The sequence below is a fragment of the Thalassospira sp. MIT121401 genome (assembly GCF_047125595.1).
Classification (GTDB): Bacteria; Pseudomonadota; Alphaproteobacteria; order Rhodospirillales; family Thalassospiraceae; genus Thalassospira; species Thalassospira povalilytica.
In genome coordinates this window covers 2,593,981-2,608,804 of sequence record NZ_CP138926.1, presented here as the reverse complement: position 1 = coordinate 2,608,804, position 14,824 = coordinate 2,593,981, and the positions used below count along the sequence as shown (strand labels likewise).

Annotated in this window: 14 protein-coding genes; all 14 read right to left on the bottom strand. The window is 54.2% G+C overall.

The genetic code is table 11. The features are described 5' to 3' along the window. Nucleotides 1-67 precede the first annotated feature (67 nt). The 14 genes from SIB88_RS11965 to SIB88_RS11900 all read right to left on the bottom strand — a co-directional run bounded on the left by SIB88_RS11965 (nt 68) and on the right by SIB88_RS11900 (nt 14,812). A complete protein-coding gene (locus SIB88_RS11965; RefSeq protein ID WP_114113330.1) occupies nt 68-802 on the bottom strand; it encodes an ABC transporter ATP-binding protein in 735 nt (244 codons plus the stop codon). Continuing rightward, a complete protein-coding gene (locus SIB88_RS11960; RefSeq protein WP_068518928.1) occupies nt 795-2,045 on the bottom strand; it encodes a lipoprotein-releasing ABC transporter permease subunit in 1,251 nt (416 codons plus the stop codon). The genes SIB88_RS11965 and SIB88_RS11960 overlap by 8 nt, the downstream gene beginning before the upstream one ends. A gap of 114 nt (nt 2,046-2,159) precedes the next feature. Continuing rightward, the gene (gene proS / locus SIB88_RS11955) at nt 2,160-3,479 is read right to left on the bottom strand and encodes a proline--tRNA ligase (protein WP_206927682.1); all 1,320 of its coding nucleotides are present in this window, start codon (nt 3,477-3,479) and stop codon (nt 2,160-2,162) included. Between the two features lie 199 nt (nt 3,480-3,678). Next, nucleotides 3,679-4,146 (bottom strand): hypothetical protein, encoded by a 468-nt coding sequence (locus SIB88_RS11950; protein ID WP_412558151.1) that lies wholly within the window; start codon nt 4,144-4,146, stop codon nt 3,679-3,681. 523 nt (nt 4,147-4,669) lie between these two features. Next, complete coding sequence (locus SIB88_RS11945) at nt 4,670-4,909, bottom strand: DUF1467 family protein (RefSeq protein ID WP_068518925.1); 240 nt, start codon at nt 4,907-4,909, stop codon at nt 4,670-4,672. A gap of 95 nt (nt 4,910-5,004) precedes the next feature. Further along, entirely contained in the window at nt 5,005-5,409 is a 405-nt protein-coding gene (gene mce, locus SIB88_RS11940) for a methylmalonyl-CoA epimerase (RefSeq protein ID WP_008891215.1), read from the bottom strand. A 146-nt stretch (nt 5,410-5,555) separates the two neighbouring features. After that, nucleotides 5,556-7,232 carry a ribonuclease J gene (locus tag SIB88_RS11935; protein WP_181848943.1) on the bottom strand — a complete coding sequence of 559 codons (1,677 nt, stop codon included), beginning with the start codon at nt 7,230-7,232 and terminating at the stop codon, nt 5,556-5,558. Between the two features lie 81 nt (nt 7,233-7,313). Further along, the gene (locus SIB88_RS11930; protein WP_068518924.1) at nt 7,314-8,105 is read right to left on the bottom strand and encodes a type III pantothenate kinase; all 792 of its coding nucleotides are present in this window, start codon (nt 8,103-8,105) and stop codon (nt 7,314-7,316) included. Nucleotides 8,106-8,139: 34 nt separating this feature from the next. Next, nucleotides 8,140-8,907 (bottom strand): biotin--[acetyl-CoA-carboxylase] ligase, encoded by a 768-nt coding sequence (locus SIB88_RS11925; RefSeq protein WP_068518923.1) that lies wholly within the window; start codon nt 8,905-8,907, stop codon nt 8,140-8,142. 2 nt (nt 8,908-8,909) lie between these two features. Next, nucleotides 8,910-10,349, bottom strand: a complete 1,440-nt coding sequence (gene nuoN, locus SIB88_RS11920) for an NADH-quinone oxidoreductase subunit NuoN (RefSeq protein ID WP_412558150.1) — start codon at nt 10,347-10,349, stop codon at nt 8,910-8,912. A gap of 11 nt (nt 10,350-10,360) precedes the next feature. Continuing rightward, a complete protein-coding gene (locus SIB88_RS11915; RefSeq protein WP_068518921.1) occupies nt 10,361-11,878 on the bottom strand; it encodes an NADH-quinone oxidoreductase subunit M in 1,518 nt (505 codons plus the stop codon). A 6-nt stretch (nt 11,879-11,884) separates the two neighbouring features. After that, nucleotides 11,885-13,888, bottom strand: coding sequence for an NADH-quinone oxidoreductase subunit L (nuoL, locus tag SIB88_RS11910; protein WP_412558149.1), 2,004 nt, complete (start codon nt 13,886-13,888; stop codon nt 11,885-11,887). A gap of 7 nt (nt 13,889-13,895) precedes the next feature. Next, nucleotides 13,896-14,204: an NADH-quinone oxidoreductase subunit NuoK gene (gene nuoK, locus SIB88_RS11905; RefSeq protein ID WP_007089416.1), complete on the bottom strand. Its 309-nt coding sequence runs from the start codon at nt 14,202-14,204 to the stop codon at nt 13,896-13,898. Then, nucleotides 14,204-14,812, bottom strand: a complete 609-nt coding sequence (locus SIB88_RS11900) for an NADH-quinone oxidoreductase subunit J (protein WP_068518919.1) — start codon at nt 14,810-14,812, stop codon at nt 14,204-14,206. Before SIB88_RS11900 ends, nuoK begins: the two co-directional genes overlap by 1 nt. Between the last annotated feature and the right edge of the window lie 12 nt (nt 14,813-14,824).

The following is a 14,824-nucleotide window of genomic DNA, read 5'->3' as shown; positions in this document are numbered from 1 at the left end:
CAGGTAAAGCGCCGCTTTGCAAGAATGCGAAGCGACGCTGGAAATCAGCTTAAAGAATTTTGACCGATTAGGAAAGTTCAGCCCGGTCAAGTTCGATCAGATGACCGTCGCGCAGGGTCACAACCCGATCCATCTGGCGCGCCAGTTCCGGGTTATGGGTCGCAATCAGCGATGCCAGACCGGTTTCACGCACCAGCGCCATCAACATGCCAAACACCGTATCGGCAGTATGCGGATCGAGGTTACCGGTCGGTTCATCAGCAAACAGCACATCGGGCACATTGGCCAGCGCACGCGCAATGGCAACACGTTGCTGTTCACCACCTGACAGGCGCGCAGGACGATGATCGGCGCGTTTTTCCAGACCAAGGCACCGCAGAAGTTCGAGACCGCGTTCTTCGGCCTCGGACCGTTTCAGCCCATTGATCATTTGCGGCATGACCACATTTTCCAAGGCCGAAAATTCCGGCAGCAAATGATGGTACTGATATACAAAGCCGATATGGTTCCGGCGCATTTCAGTCCGCGCAAGGTCTGACAGATCCGTGCTGCGCTTTCCACCAATCGAAACCAGCCCGCCATCGGGTTTTTCCAAAAGTCCGGCAATCTGCAAAAGCGTTGACTTGCCCGCACCTGACGGACCGACAAGCGCAACAATTTCGCCTTGATGGATTTCAAGATCGACCGATTTCAGAATTTCGAGCTGATCCGGACCCTGATTGAAAATGCGATCAATCTTTTCCAGACGCAGCACGACATTGCGCGAACGCTGTTCAGCAGTGGTTTTGATAAGATCACTCATAACGCAGGGCCTCCACCGGATCGAGGCGTGATGCGCGCCATGCCGGATAGACGGTCGCAAGGAACGACAGGCTCAGCGACATGATGCAAACCATTACCACTTCGCCAACATCCATATCGGCCGGAAGCTGCGACAGGAAATAGATCTCGGCATTAAACAGATCGGTTCCGGTCAGGCTCTGGATGAACTGACGGATATTTTCGATATTCAGACAGAACAGAACCCCGATGATCAGGCCACTGATCGTACCCAAGACACCAATTGATGCCCCGGCCAGGAAAAAGACCTTCATGATCGACTGGCGGGTTGCCCCCATCGTCCGCAGGATCGCGATATCGCGCCCCTTGTCCTTTACCAGCATTACCATTCCCGAAATGATGTTAAAGGCCGCAACCAGAATGATCAGCGTCAGGATCAGGAACATGACATTGCGTTCCACCTGAAGCGCGTTAAAGAATCCGGCATTGGATTGCTGCCAGTTTACAAGGCGCAAACTTTCACCGGAAAGAGTTGTCAGCAACTGGTCCATGGTATCGTCAAGCGCCGATATATCATCAAGCATCACTTCGAAATGCGTGATCTTTTCGGGCAGACGGAAATAAACTTGGGCTGCTGATAGCGGCATGAAGATAAAGCCGCTGTCATATTCATACATGCCGATGTCAAACAGGCCGGCGACCTTGTATGCGCGCACCCGCGGCACGGCACCAAATGCCGTCACATTGCCCTTGGGCGATATCAGATTGACGGTATCGCCAACTCCGACCCCAAGTTTCATGGCAAGACGTGCGCCCATGATCACGGTGTCATCGCCCTTGAAATCATCAAGGGATCCGAAAACGATATTGTCGGCAATGGTTTTGCGTTTCTTGACGTCTTCGGGGCGCATGCCGCGCACAATCGCGCCCGATGCGCGACCATTTTTGGACGCCATGACCTGGCCTTCGACCACCGGCACCGTCATCATGACATTGCCGTTTTCAGCGATCTGCTTTTCGATCTTGGCATAATCACCAATGCCGCCATTGCCCTGGGCATAAACTGAAATATGCCCATTCAGCCCCAAAATACGGCCAAGCAATTCGGCGCGGAAACCGTTCATCACCGACATCACGATAATCAGCGTTGCAACACCAAGCATGATGCCAAGCAACGAAAAGATGGCGATGACGGAAACAAAGCCTTCCTGCCGACGTGGACGCAGGTAGCGGAAGGCCACCATACGTTCGAACGGACTGAACATGGGCAATCTATCCTTGTGGAAGCGGGTCGGGAAACGGTTTGAACAGGTTAAGATATATCCAGAACCGGAAATGGCAACGGGGCAGCAATCGCTGCCCCGTTTGAACAAGGTCTATCAGGCGCTGATCTGGTTCAGAGCCGCTTCGAAAGTGACTTCTGTTTTTTCACCGGTTCTGCGGTTTTTCAATTCGACAACACCGTTTTTAAGGCCCTTCGGACCAATCACGATCTGCCATGGCAGACCAATCAGGTCCATATCGGCAAACTTGCCGCCAGCACGGATATCGCGATCATCATAAAGAACCTCGATACCGGCATTGGTCAGTTTGGCATAGGCATCTTCACAGGCGGCATCGCATTCGTCATCGCCCGTACGCAGGTTGATCAGACCAACCTTGTAGGGTGCAACCGCATCCGGCCAGACGATGCCGTTTTCATCATGTGATGCTTCGATCAGCGCACCGACCAGACGCGAAACGCCAATACCGTACGACCCCATCATAACCGGTACTTCCTTGCCATCCGGGCCCAGAACAGTCGCGCCCATCGGTTCGGAATATTTGGTGCCGAAATGGAAGATATGACCAACTTCGATACCGCGCGTCGCAATCAGGTCGTCACCGGAAATCGGGCTGTTGTCCGCATCGTGCTTTTCTTCGGTCGCGGCATAGTCAACCAGCGTACCCTGCACCCAGTTTTCAAGTGCAGTGCGGTCATTAAGGTCAACGCCCTTGCCGCTCAGATCCTTGTCCAGCCACTTCTTGTCGCAGAAGACTTCGCTTTCGCCGGTATCGGCAAGAATGATGAATTCGTGGCTCAGATCACCGCCGATCGGCCCGGTATCGGCTACCATCGGGATCGCCTTGACACCCAGACGGGTAAAGGTGCGGCAATAGGCCAGGAACATCTTGTTATAGGCGTGACGCGAACTTTCGTAATCGATATCGAACGAATAGGCATCTTTCATCAGGAATTCACGACCACGCATCACACCAAAGCGCGGGCGGATCTCGTCGCGGAATTTCCACTGAATATGATACATCAGCTGCGGCAGCTGCTTGTAGGAGCGGATATCCTTGCGGAAGATATCGGTGATCGCTTCCTCGTTGGTCGGACCAAACAGCATCTTGCGATCATGACGGTCGGTGATGCGCAGCATCTCAAGACCGTAATCGTCATAACGACCACTTTCCTGCCACAGCTCGGCCGGCTGAATGGTCGGCATCAGCAATTCGTTGCAACCAACGGCGTCCTGTTCTTCACGAACGATCTGCTCGATCTTTTTGAGAACACGGTAACCAAGCGGCAACCATGAATAAATCCCGGCCGTGAGCTGACGGACCATACCGGCACGCAGCATCAAACGATGAGAAGCAATCTGTGCTTCTGACGGGGTTTCCTTCAGGGTCGGCAGGAAGAACTGGGAAAGACGCATCAATGCCTCGTGATGATCAAATCTGAATATTTGGGTGTTTGAATACCTTGCCCGGAAAATGCGACAGAGCTGCCCGAAACGCAAGCCGGAACTTCGGTTATCTGGTCCCCGCCCAAATAAGGTTCACATGCAATTGAATGCGGACCCTAATTTTCAATGATGGCAAAACTGCGATGACCAAAGTTCCAACATCGCCAGGTTACCGGAAACCCGCCGCACGGCATGCCGCAATCAATTCATCATCATAGGCATTGTCACCCAGCGGCTGTTCATTGAAATACACCCTGCCATTGCGATAGGTGATTTTGCCAACCGATTGCTCGCCGCTCATGCCGCTTGGTACTGCGATGCCGCTATATTCAAAGAAATCCAGTGTAACCGGAAATTCGATCTGTTTGGGCAGGGATTTGGTGATGTCGCTGCCCCCGTCCAGATCGGCACCGACAACCTTGTTGCCGTGAACATCGACGCCGGGTTTGTAGGCAACATCATCATCGGGAACATGCTGTACCAGGGCCTTGCAGGCTGATCGCGACACGATGATTTTGGGTTTTGCGGTTTCCGCACCGGCACCCGCGGGATCGGCATCGCCCGATACCGGTTCATCCTGTTTGGTTGGCAGCGGGGATTCGGACTGCGCCAGTGCCGAAGATATCGGACACGTCACCAACAATGATACGGCAACAGCCGCCAATAGTCTGATTTTATGACCAAAACCACGGCTTAACATAGGTTCGACCAATGGAATATTATGCATCTCTTAGTTTCACCCTATCTGTGTGCACTGCAGCATCGAAACATTTGTGAAGTTTGGTCAAAACAGCTTGCATAAAACTGAAACATGTGGCTTTTTAGTCCTCCGCTTTCGACGCAAGATCGTTGCGGAAGGCGTATCGCAGCCGCTCATAAAATTGCGGGAGGCTTTGTTGCCAATAAGCATACAAGAAGCAGGCGCGACGTCGAATTAAAACCTGTGCCAAGAAGCCCAGGTCTTAGGAGGAAGCATAAAAAGATTACGGGAAAACAGCTATAAAAATAGCATCTTAGCAAGATCCTTGTGATCTTGCTTTTTTTTTGCCCGCCGCTTTGATCCCGGTTCTCCTTGCAGCATAAAACGACAAAACCCCGCAGCATTTCGTGCGGGGTTTTCTGTTGGCGGGCCTGTTTTGGTGGTTTGACCGTACCCGGTATTATTTCGGCGGACGGACTTCGATCATGCCGCTGGTGATAACGAAAACCGCAACCACCCAAAGGATCGCTGAAATCAGGCTGGTTGCCAGCACCTTTTTCCACATATGGGCTTTTTGCGGGGCGCCGCTGTCATGACCCGGTTCAACATTTTCTGCCCGCTTCACACCAAACGGCAGCACCATGAACAGCACCAGCCACCAGATAACGATGTAAACCAGAAGTCCCGAAAACCAGTTCATGAAGATCTCTTTTGATGGTGGTGCGGATAGGACGGGCAGGATGGATGTACCCTGCCCGATTGGTCGGATGATACCAAATGATGATTTACGCTGGCTCAGACCTGTTCAAGTTCGACCAGTGTGCCGTTGAAATCTTTGGGATGCAGGAACAGCACCGGCTTGCCATGCGCACCGATCTTCGGTTCCCCGTCACCGAGCACACGCGCACCACTTGCCTGAAGCTTGTCGCGCGCAGCCAGGATATCGTCGACTTCATAACACACATGATGAATGCCACCCGACGCGTTCTTTTCAAGAAATCCCTTGATCGGTGAATTGTCCCCCAACGGATACAGCAATTCGATCTTGGTGTTGGGCAATTCGACAAACACAACGGTTACGCCGTGATCGGGTTCGTCCTGTGGCTCTGATACCTTGGCCCCCAGGACATCACGATATTGCGCGATCCCTGCTTCAAGGTCCGGTACGGCAATGGCGACATGGTTCAGCCGTCCAATCATGGTCTTGCTCCTGCGAATGTGATCAGCCCGATCACCGACAATCTAGGATAGGCAGACGCCAAAAGACAATTACCCATTTCGTCGAAAGGGTTATTATCCGCGCGCCCGCCCAATGAACTGTGATCAGGGTCGCATTGATTTGCCCATCAGCCCTTTTCGGTTACCCGCACCAAATGGACTTCGATCAATGGCCGTTTGCCAAGGCGCTGGCGTACCGGACGACGCAATGCCTGACGTACGGCAAGGATAACCGCCGCATCATCAAGGACCTCGTCATCATTAAGCTGATCAATCCGGTTGCCGATTTCCGCCGCAAAGTGATCAAGCCGCGTCTGGTCATCGGGTTCATCAAACAGGCTAGGCGCGGTGATCATCGGATCGTTCACCATCTCGCCAAACTGGTTCAGGACCACGGTGACAAACATGACACCGTTCCAGACAATCCGGTTACGGTTGCGGATGGTATCGGCATCACGTTTCAGCAGCCGTCCGCCATCAAGGGCAAGAATTCCCGCATCCGCTACGCCAATCACATGCGCATTGCCCGGTGACAGCCGGATGACCGTACCATCATGGGGAATGACCTGTTCGGGGATCTGGCATTCCGCCCCCAATGCCGCCTGTTCGCACAAATGGCGGGTTTCACCATGCACCGGCACCAGAATTTGCGGGCGGGTCAATTGATACATCCGTGTCAGGTCTTCACGTCCCGGATGGCCAGATACGTGGATCGGCTCATCGCGGGCGGTAATGACCTTGATCCCGCGCCGGATCAAAAGATTCTGGATATAGCCGATGGATTTTTCATTCCCCGGAATTTCACGGGCGGAAAACACAACCGTATCACCCGGATCAAGTTCCACTGTCGGATGGTCACCCTTGGCAATCCGTGAAAGAGCCGCGCGCGGTTCGCCCTGCGATCCGGTACAAATCAAAAGCACCTGATCCTTCGGGACTTCCATTGCCTCTTCGTCCGACAAAAGGTTCGGATAGCCGGTAAGGTAACCGACTTCGCGGGCTGCTTCTGTCACGCGATTAAGCGACCGGCCGGCAAGTCCGACGCAACGGCCATTTTCATGCGCGGCTTCGATCACTGACTGCACGCGGGCAACGTTGGTCGCAAAGCAGGCAACCGCAATGCGTCCTTGCGGATGTTCCTTAAACAGGGTCGACAGGTTCTTGGCGACTTCACCTTCCGAACCGGTTTTGCCTTCGGAAAAGACATTGGTTGAATCGCACACCAGCGCCATGACGCCTTCGTCGCCCAGTGCTTCAAGCTTTTTGACGTCGGATGCCTCCCCGATCTGTGGATCGGGATCAAATTTCCAGTCACCGGTATGAACGATCAATCCCTTGGGCGTGCGGATGGCAAGGGCATTGGGTTCAAGGATCGAATGGGTCATGGTGACAAATTCGATGTCAAAGCAGCCCAGCTTGAACCGGCCGCCAAGTTCGATCACATGGATCGGCACCTGATCGGCAAAATCGGTTTCGGCAAGCTTGGCCTTAAGGAATTCGGCGGCAAACGGCGTTGCATAGATCGGGCATTTCAGCCGTGGCCAAAGATATGGCACCGCCCCAAGGTGATCTTCGTGGGCATGGGTCAGAACAAGACCAAGCAGCTTGTCCTTGCGGTCCTCGATAAAGGACGGGTCGGGCATGACAACATCGACACCCGGAAGCCCTTCCTCGCCAAAGGAAACCCCCATATCAACCATCAGCCACTGGTCATCGTAGCCATAAAGGTTCAGGTTCATGCCAATTTCGCCCGAACCGCCAAGCGGCACGAACAACACTTCGTCTTTTGGCAAATACAAATCCACTGACCGTAATCCTTTATTTTCGACGCTCAGATCAGGGGCGCAAAACATGCCCGCCCCCGGCGCAAACCTGATCGGGTCTGATCAGGCCTGTTTGGCGATCTTGTCGCTGTTGCGACGATAAATCATCAAAAGACCCAACATGGTCAGATCGCCGTGCAAATGTTCAATTTCATCTACAGCCTTTGCAAATAGCGGCGCAAGTCCGCCAGTTGCCACGACTTTGATATAATCAAGATTTTGCTGTTTCCGGATCCTTGCCAACAGGCCTTCAATCATCGAGACATAGCCCCAATAGACACCTGACTGCATGGCTTCGACGGTGTTTTTCCCGACCACATTGCGCGGGGCTTCGATGGCAACCATCGGCAACTGGGCGGCTGCCATATGCAATGCCTTGATCGACAGATTGACCCCCGGGGCAATCACCCCGCCCAGATAATCGCCATTGCCATCAACAACGTCAAAGGTCGTGGCCGTCCCGAAATCAAGCACGACCAGCGGCCCGCCAAACAATTGATGGGCCGCAACCGCGTTGACAAGACGGTCGGCACCGACTTCGCTAGGGCGGTCCATGATGATCTTCATATCAAGATCAACCGCAGGATCGCCGACCACCATCGGTTCGACACTGAAATAACGGCGACACAGGGTCTTGAGGCTGAATTCCGCAGCCGGAACCACCGTTGCGATGATGGCACCTGTAATCGCATCAACCGGCACATTTGCCAGCGCAAACAGATGATGGAGCCAGACCCCCAATTCATCTGCCGTACGTTCGGTGGTGGTTGAACAGCGCCACTGCCCCTTGATGGTATCGCCATCAAAAACAGCAAAGACGATGTTGGTGTTCCCGGCGTCAATCGCAAGCAACATGATGCTTACAGGCCTCCGCTAAATCGCAAGGTAATCATTCAGATCCGGTGGCAAAGAAAACTTCGCCCGCCCCGATACGGTGTTCGGTTCCGTTGTCTTCTCTTAGGACAAGTGAACCATCATCATCAAGTCCGACAAACGTTCCCGAAAGTTCGCGTTCGGTCAATCGTGCCACGACCGGCTGGCCAATCCCGTACCCACGCGACAGCCAGGCTTCCCGAACCGGGCCAAATCCCTTGTCCTCCCAGATTGGAAGCCAATGGGCGATCCGCGCCAGATAGGTCGATACAAGCTCGTCTACCGAAACCGGTGCGCCAAGCGCCGAAAGTGACGTGGCAGGCCGTTCGGCATCATCGGGCGCAAAGGCAACATTCACCCCGGTCCCAATCACCAGATAGTCGGTCGCCGAACCCTGATTGGATGCACTTTCCAGAAGAATACCGCAAATCTTGCGTCCGTTGACCATCAGATCGTTTGGCCATTTGCAATCGGGGCGCACCTGATTGCCAGTCACGATTTCGACCGCCTCGGCCATCGAGACCGCAATCAGGAAGGTCAGCCGTGCGGCTTCGGCCAGTGAACAGGTCGGGCGCAACAACAGGGATGAATACAGATTGCCAACCGGCGATGACCATGCACGACCGCGGCGACCGCGACCGGACGTTTGTGTTCTTGCTAGAACAAGGGCGCCACTCTGGGCGCCCTTGTCTGCGAGGCGCTTGGCCTCATCATTTGTGCTGTCGATCGCTTCCAGTTCATGAAGGTAGAAACCTTCGGGAAGACGGATCGTTCGCGCTGTCATGCTTACATTCCGAACAGGGATGCCGCAGCAGCCGCTGCGCTGTCCATCAGAAGGTTCGGGAAGAAGACAAAGGCCAGGATGACGATCGTGGCAACAGCCATGATCACATTCATCTCGGTGCCATTGCGATCGAACCCTTCGACCGGCTCGTCGAAATACATGACCTTGATGATGCGCAGATAGTAATACGCACTGACAACCGAGGTCACGAGACCGATAACCGCAAGCGTCACAAGACCGGCATCGACAGCCGCCTTGAAGACATAGAACTTGCCAAAGAAGCCAGCCAGCGGCGGAATACCCGCCATCGAGAACATCAGGATCGCGGTGATCGCAGCCATCAGCGGCTTGGTTTTGGCAAGACCGGCAAGATCGGTGATCTCTTCGGCCATCCGGTCGTTACGACGCATGCACAGGATAACGGCAAAGGTGCCCAGGTTCATGACAAGGTAAATGCCAAGATAAACCAGAATACCGGTAACACCATCCTTGGTGCCTGCTGCCAGACCGACAAGCGCGAAACCAACGTGACCGATCGACGAATAGGCCATCAGACGTTTGATGTTTTCCTGACGCAGGGCCGCGAACGAACCGACAGCCATCGACAGGATCGAAATCAGAACGATGATCTGCTGCCAGTCTTCGACAACACCGCCAAACGGCCCGATTGCGACACGGATGAACAGTGCAAGACCGGCGATCTTGGGCGCAACCGCAAAGAAGGACGTGACCGGGGTCGGCGCACCTTCATAAACGTCCGGGGTCCACATGTGGAACGGAACAGCGGAAACCTTGAAGCACAGACCGGCAAAGATAAAGGCCATGCCGACCATCGCACCAACCGGCAGGTTGCCAGCCGTCAGGATTTCTGCAAGGACGCTGAAATTGGTGGAACCGGTGAAACCGTACACCATCGACATGCCATACAGCAGAATGCCCGATGCGATCGACCCAAGGATGAAGTATTTCAGGCCCGATTCCGTCGAACGCACGGTGTCACGGCGAATAGCAGCAACGACATAAAGTGCAAGCGACTGAAGTTCGAGACCAAGATACAGCGACAGCATGTCGGTTGCCGATACCATCGCCATCATGCCAAGGGTGGCAAGGGTGATCAGGATCGGGAACTCGAAACGTGCCATATTTTCACGTTCGGCAAAGTTCATCGCCATGATGATGCCGGTTGCAGAACCGATCAGGATCATGACTTTGCAGAATTTGGCAAATGCATCAGCACTGAACTGTCCAAAGAACGCGGTACCGCCCTCGCCCGTCATCACAAGGATGATGGCGATGACCTGAACGGCAACTGCCAGCCAGGAAACAGTACGGAACGCTTTGTCCTTGCCGGCGAAAACCCCAAGCATCAACAGCGCCAAGGCAGAAACTGCCATAAACATTTCGGGCAGTGCGGCCCCGAGGTTGAGCATAGAAACTCCCATGTTCATTCCCCTCAATTCGCGGCCAGCTGGGCGGCATGTGCCGCTGCAGCCTGTGCCGTTTCGACCTGGTTGACGAGGTTTTCAACCGAAACATGCATGATGTCGAGGAAGGAGACCGGATAGACCCCCATCCACAGAACGATGACCACCAGCGGCGCAAAGATCAGCCATTCACGCGGGCTCAGATCGAGGATGGTTTTCAGGTTCTCTTTGGTGAGTGCCCCGAAAATAATCCGGCGATAGAGATACAGCGCATAAGCCGCACCAAGGATCAGACCGGTTGCCGCAAAGAATGCAACCCAGGTGTTGGCTTCGAATGCACCAAGCAGTGCAAGGATTTCGCCAACGAACCCGCCCGTCCCCGGCAGACCGACAGACGCCATGGTAAAGAACATGAAGATCAGTGCGTAGCTAGGCATACGGTGAACAAGACCGCCATAGGCGTCAATTTCACGGGTATGGATGCGGTCATAGACAACGCCAACGCAAAGGAAGAGCGCGCCCGAAACCACACCATGGCTCAGCATCTGGAAGATCGAACCTTCGATACCATGCTGGTTAAAGGTGAATGCACCGATGGTCACAATACCCATGTGGGCGACCGACGAATACGCAATCAGCTTTTTCATGTCCTGCTGAGCCAGTGCGACCAGAGACGTATAGATGATTGCTACAATCGACAGCGTGAAAACAAGCGGCGCGAAGGTTTCAGATGCCAGCGGCATCATCGGCAGCGAGAAACGCAGGAAACCGTAACCACCCATTTTCAGCAACACGCCAGCCAGAATAACCGAACCGGCAGTCGGTGCTTCAACGTGGGCATCCGGAAGCCAGGTATGAACCGGCCACATCGGAACCTTGACCGCGAAGGATGCGAAGAATGCCAGCCACAGCCACAGCTGCATATTATAGCTGAACCCGTGCTCCATCAGGGTCGGGATGTCGGTGGTGCCGGCTTCGAAATACATCGCAAGCAGCGCAACCAGCATCAGGACCGAGCCAAGAAGCGTATAAAGGAACAGCTTGAATGCCGCATAGACGCGACGCTGACCGCCCCAGACACCGATGATGATGAACATCGGGATCAGGACGCCTTCGAAGAAGAGATAGAACAGCAGACCGTCAAGGGCGCTGAACATACCGACCATCATCGTTTCAAGAACGAGGAAGGCGATCATGTATTCCTTCACGCGCTTCTGGATTGCTTCCCATGCCGAAAGAATACAGATCGGCGTCAGGAAGGTCGCAAGCAGGACAAACAGAACCGAAATTCCGTCAACGCCCATGTGATAGGAAATGTTCAGACCCGGCATCCAGTCCGCCTGCTCGACGAACTGGAAATCTGCGGTCGTTGCATCGAAGTTCACCCACAGCATCAAGGAGACGAGGAAGGTGAACCCCGAGGTCCAAAGCGCAACCCAACGGGAATTGCGGGCAACAGTCGCCTCTTCACCATTGATCAGCAGCAGCAGGGCTGCACCGACCAGCGGCAAGAAGGTGACGATCGAAAGAATTGGCCAATCACTCATCGCCCGTTAACCCATCTTCCAAATTGTGTAGGAGACCAGCGCTGCAATACCGATCAGCATTGCAAATGCATAGTGATAGACGAAACCACTCTGAATGGCGCTGACGCGACGTGCAATGTTACGGCAAGCAGCAGCAACACCATCCGGACCGCAACCATCAATGATGGCACCATCACCCGATTTCCAGAAGCCATAGCCAAGTGCAAAGGCCGGCTTGACGAAAATCTTGTCATAGAGTTCGTCGAAGTACCATTTGTTCAGCGCGAAGCGATACAGACCGTTGAAGGTGTTCGCCAAGGCGCGCGGAAGCGACGGCACCAGTTTGTACATCACAAGCGCAATGACAAAGCCGGTAACCATGGCAACAAACGGAGCCAGTTTGACCCAACCCGGAACATGGTGTGCATGTTCAAGCGCCTGGTGACCTTCGGCCATGAAGATGGCGCCATTCCAGAAGGACAGCATTTCTTCATAGTCGCCACCACCGAACCAGTCCTTGGCGAACCAGCCGGCAAAGACCGCACCAATGGTCAGGAACAGCAGCGGACCAGTCATGACAGCCGGGCTTTCATGAACATGTGCCATGGTCCGTTCATCGGCGCGCGGCGCACCAAAGAAGGTCATGAACACCAGACGCCAGCTATAGAACGAGGTCATCAGAGCAGCAAGAATGCCGGCCCAGAAGGCATAGAGACCAACACCGGTATGTGCCGCATAGGCACTTTCGATGACAAGGTCCTTGGAATAGAAGCCTGCAAGACCCGGGAAGCCGGTAATGGCAAGCGTACCAACCATCATCACAGCAAAGGTCAGCGGAACCATTTTCCAGATACCGCCCATCTTGCGCATGTCCTGTTCATCAGACATCGCGTGGATGACAGAACCGGCACCAAGGAACAGAAGCGCCTTGAAGAAACCGTGCGTCATCAGATGGAAGACACCAGCCGAATATGCCGACACCCCGCACGCAAAGAACATATAGCCGAGCTGCGAACAGGTCGAATATGCGATCACGCGTTTGATATCGTTCTGAACACAGCCAACCGTTGCGGCAAAGAATGCCGTGGTCGCACCAACAATGGTCACGATCATCAGGGTGGTTTCAGCATATTCAAAGATCGGCGACAGACGTGCGACCATGAATACGCCGGCCGTCACCATGGTTGCCGCGTGAATAAGTGCGGAAACCGGGGTCGGGCCTTCCATTGCGTCCGGAAGCCAGGTGTGCAGACCAAGCTGTGCCGATTTACCCATCGCTCCGATAAACAGCAGGAAGCAGGTAATTTCCAGCGCCGAGAATTCATGGCCCAGGAACATCAGCGTCGCACCAGCAACTTCCTCGGCATTGCCAAAGATGACGTCGAACTGAACGCTGTCAAACAGCACATAGACGGCAAAGATACCAAGGGCAAAGCCAAAGTCACCAACGCGGTTGACGATAAAGGCCTTCATCGCAGCAGCAGATGCCGACGGCTTGGAATACCAGAAACCGATCAGAAGATAGGATGCAAGACCAACGCCCTCCCAGCCGAAGAACAGCTGGATCAGGTTGTCGGCGGTAATCAGCATCAACATCGCAAAGGTGAACAGGCTCAGATACGCCATGAAGCGCGGCTTGTCCGGGTCATGCGACATATAGCCGATCGAATAGATGTGCACCATCGAGGAAACCCCGGTCACAACGATCAGCATCACACAGGTCAGCGTATCAATACGCAGGGCCCAGGATGCATCAAAGCTGCCCGAAGAAATCCAGGTAAACAGTTCGATCGTCTGTGGGTTGCCGCCAAGCGCGACGTCCACAAAGGCAAAGATCGAAATGATAAAGGCAATAACAACACCGCAAACGGTGACAAGCTGTGCCACACGATCAGCCGAAGAAACACCATGATGGTGATGACCATGCGCGTCATGCGGGGCATCTTTGGCGGTCGACATGGCGCCAACCAGCGTGATGGTCCCGGCAATGGCTGCCGCGATCAGGGGCAGGAATACAATCAACGGATACATATCTGCCTTACCCCTTCATCATGTTGATGTCTTCAACCGCGATGGTGCCGCGGTTACGGAAATAGACGACCAGGATCGCCAGACCAATTGCCGCTTCAGCCGCAGCAACCGTCAGAACGAAGATGGTAAAGACCTGTCCAACGAGGTCGCCAAGGAACGACGAGAACGCGACCAGGTTGATATTGACCGCCAGCAGCATCAGCTCGATCGACATCATGATGATGATGACGTTCTTGCGGTTCATGAAGATGCCGAAGATCCCGAGTGTGAAAAGGATCGCCGCGACGGTCAGATAATGTGCAAGACCGATTTCCATCAGATCCCCCTTCCGACCGGAACTTTTTTGATTTCAAGCGTATCAGCGCGGGAACGCTTGACCTGCTCGGAGATTTTCTGACGGCGGACACCTTCACGGTGACGCAGCGTCAGGACAATTGCGCCAATCATCGCAACAAGCAGAACCAGACCAGCCGCCTGGAAGATGTATGCGTAATCGGTATAGATCAGATGACCGAGTGCTTCGACATTGGTCACCCCTTCCGGTGTTGGCTGTGCGAGAACCGCAACCGCCCCGTCGGTAAGGGTCCAACCAGCGCCAACCAGTGCCAGTTCGACGAACAGAACCACAGCGATCAGAACCCCGATCGGCAGGTAGTTCAGGAAACCCTGGCGCATTTCAACAAAGTTGATGTCCAGCATCATCACGACGAACAGGAACAGGACTGCAACCGCGCCGACATAGACGACGACCAGCAGCATGGCGAGAAACTCGGCACCCAGCAGGACGAAAAGTCCGGCTGCGTTAAAGAATGTCAAGATCAGCAACAGTACCGAATGCACCGGGTTGCGAACGGTCACAACCGCAGTCGCGGACAGGACCGCGACGGTAGCAAACAGGTAAAAAGCCAAAGCCTGTACGACCATAAGGTACCCCCT

Coding starts and splice junctions, on each gene's coding strand:
- SIB88_RS11965 (WP_114113330.1), bottom strand. CDS start 802: ATGAGTGATCTTATCAAAACCACTGCTGAACAGCGTTCGCGCAATGTC.
- SIB88_RS11960 (WP_068518928.1), bottom strand. CDS start 2,045: ATGTTCAGTCCGTTCGAACGTATGGTGGCCTTCCGCTACCTGCGTCCA.
- proS (WP_206927682.1), bottom strand. CDS start 3,479: ATGCGTCTTTCCCAGTTCTTCCTGCCGACCCTGAAGGAAACCCCGTCA.
- SIB88_RS11945 (WP_068518925.1), bottom strand. CDS start 4,909: ATGAACTGGTTTTCGGGACTTCTGGTTTACATCGTTATCTGGTGGCTG.
- mce (WP_008891215.1), bottom strand. CDS start 5,409: ATGATTGGACGGCTGAACCATGTCGCCATTGCCGTACCGGACCTTGAA.
- SIB88_RS11930 (WP_068518924.1), bottom strand. CDS start 8,105: ATGTTGCTTGCGATTGACGCCGGGAACACCAACATCGTCTTTGCTGTT.
- SIB88_RS11925 (WP_068518923.1), bottom strand. CDS start 8,907: ATGACAGCGCGAACGATCCGTCTTCCCGAAGGTTTCTACCTTCATGAA.
- nuoN (WP_412558150.1), bottom strand. CDS start 10,349: ATGGGAGTTTCTATGCTCAACCTCGGGGCCGCACTGCCCGAAATGTTT.
- SIB88_RS11915 (WP_068518921.1), bottom strand. CDS start 11,878: ATGAGTGATTGGCCAATTCTTTCGATCGTCACCTTCTTGCCGCTGGTC.
- nuoL (WP_412558149.1), bottom strand. CDS start 13,888: ATGTATCCGTTGATTGTATTCCTGCCCCTGATCGCGGCAGCCATTGCC.
- nuoK (WP_007089416.1), bottom strand. CDS start 14,204: ATGGAAATCGGTCTTGCACATTATCTGACCGTCGCGGCGATCCTTTTC.
- SIB88_RS11900 (WP_068518919.1), bottom strand. CDS start 14,812: ATGGTCGTACAGGCTTTGGCTTTTTACCTGTTTGCTACCGTCGCGGTC.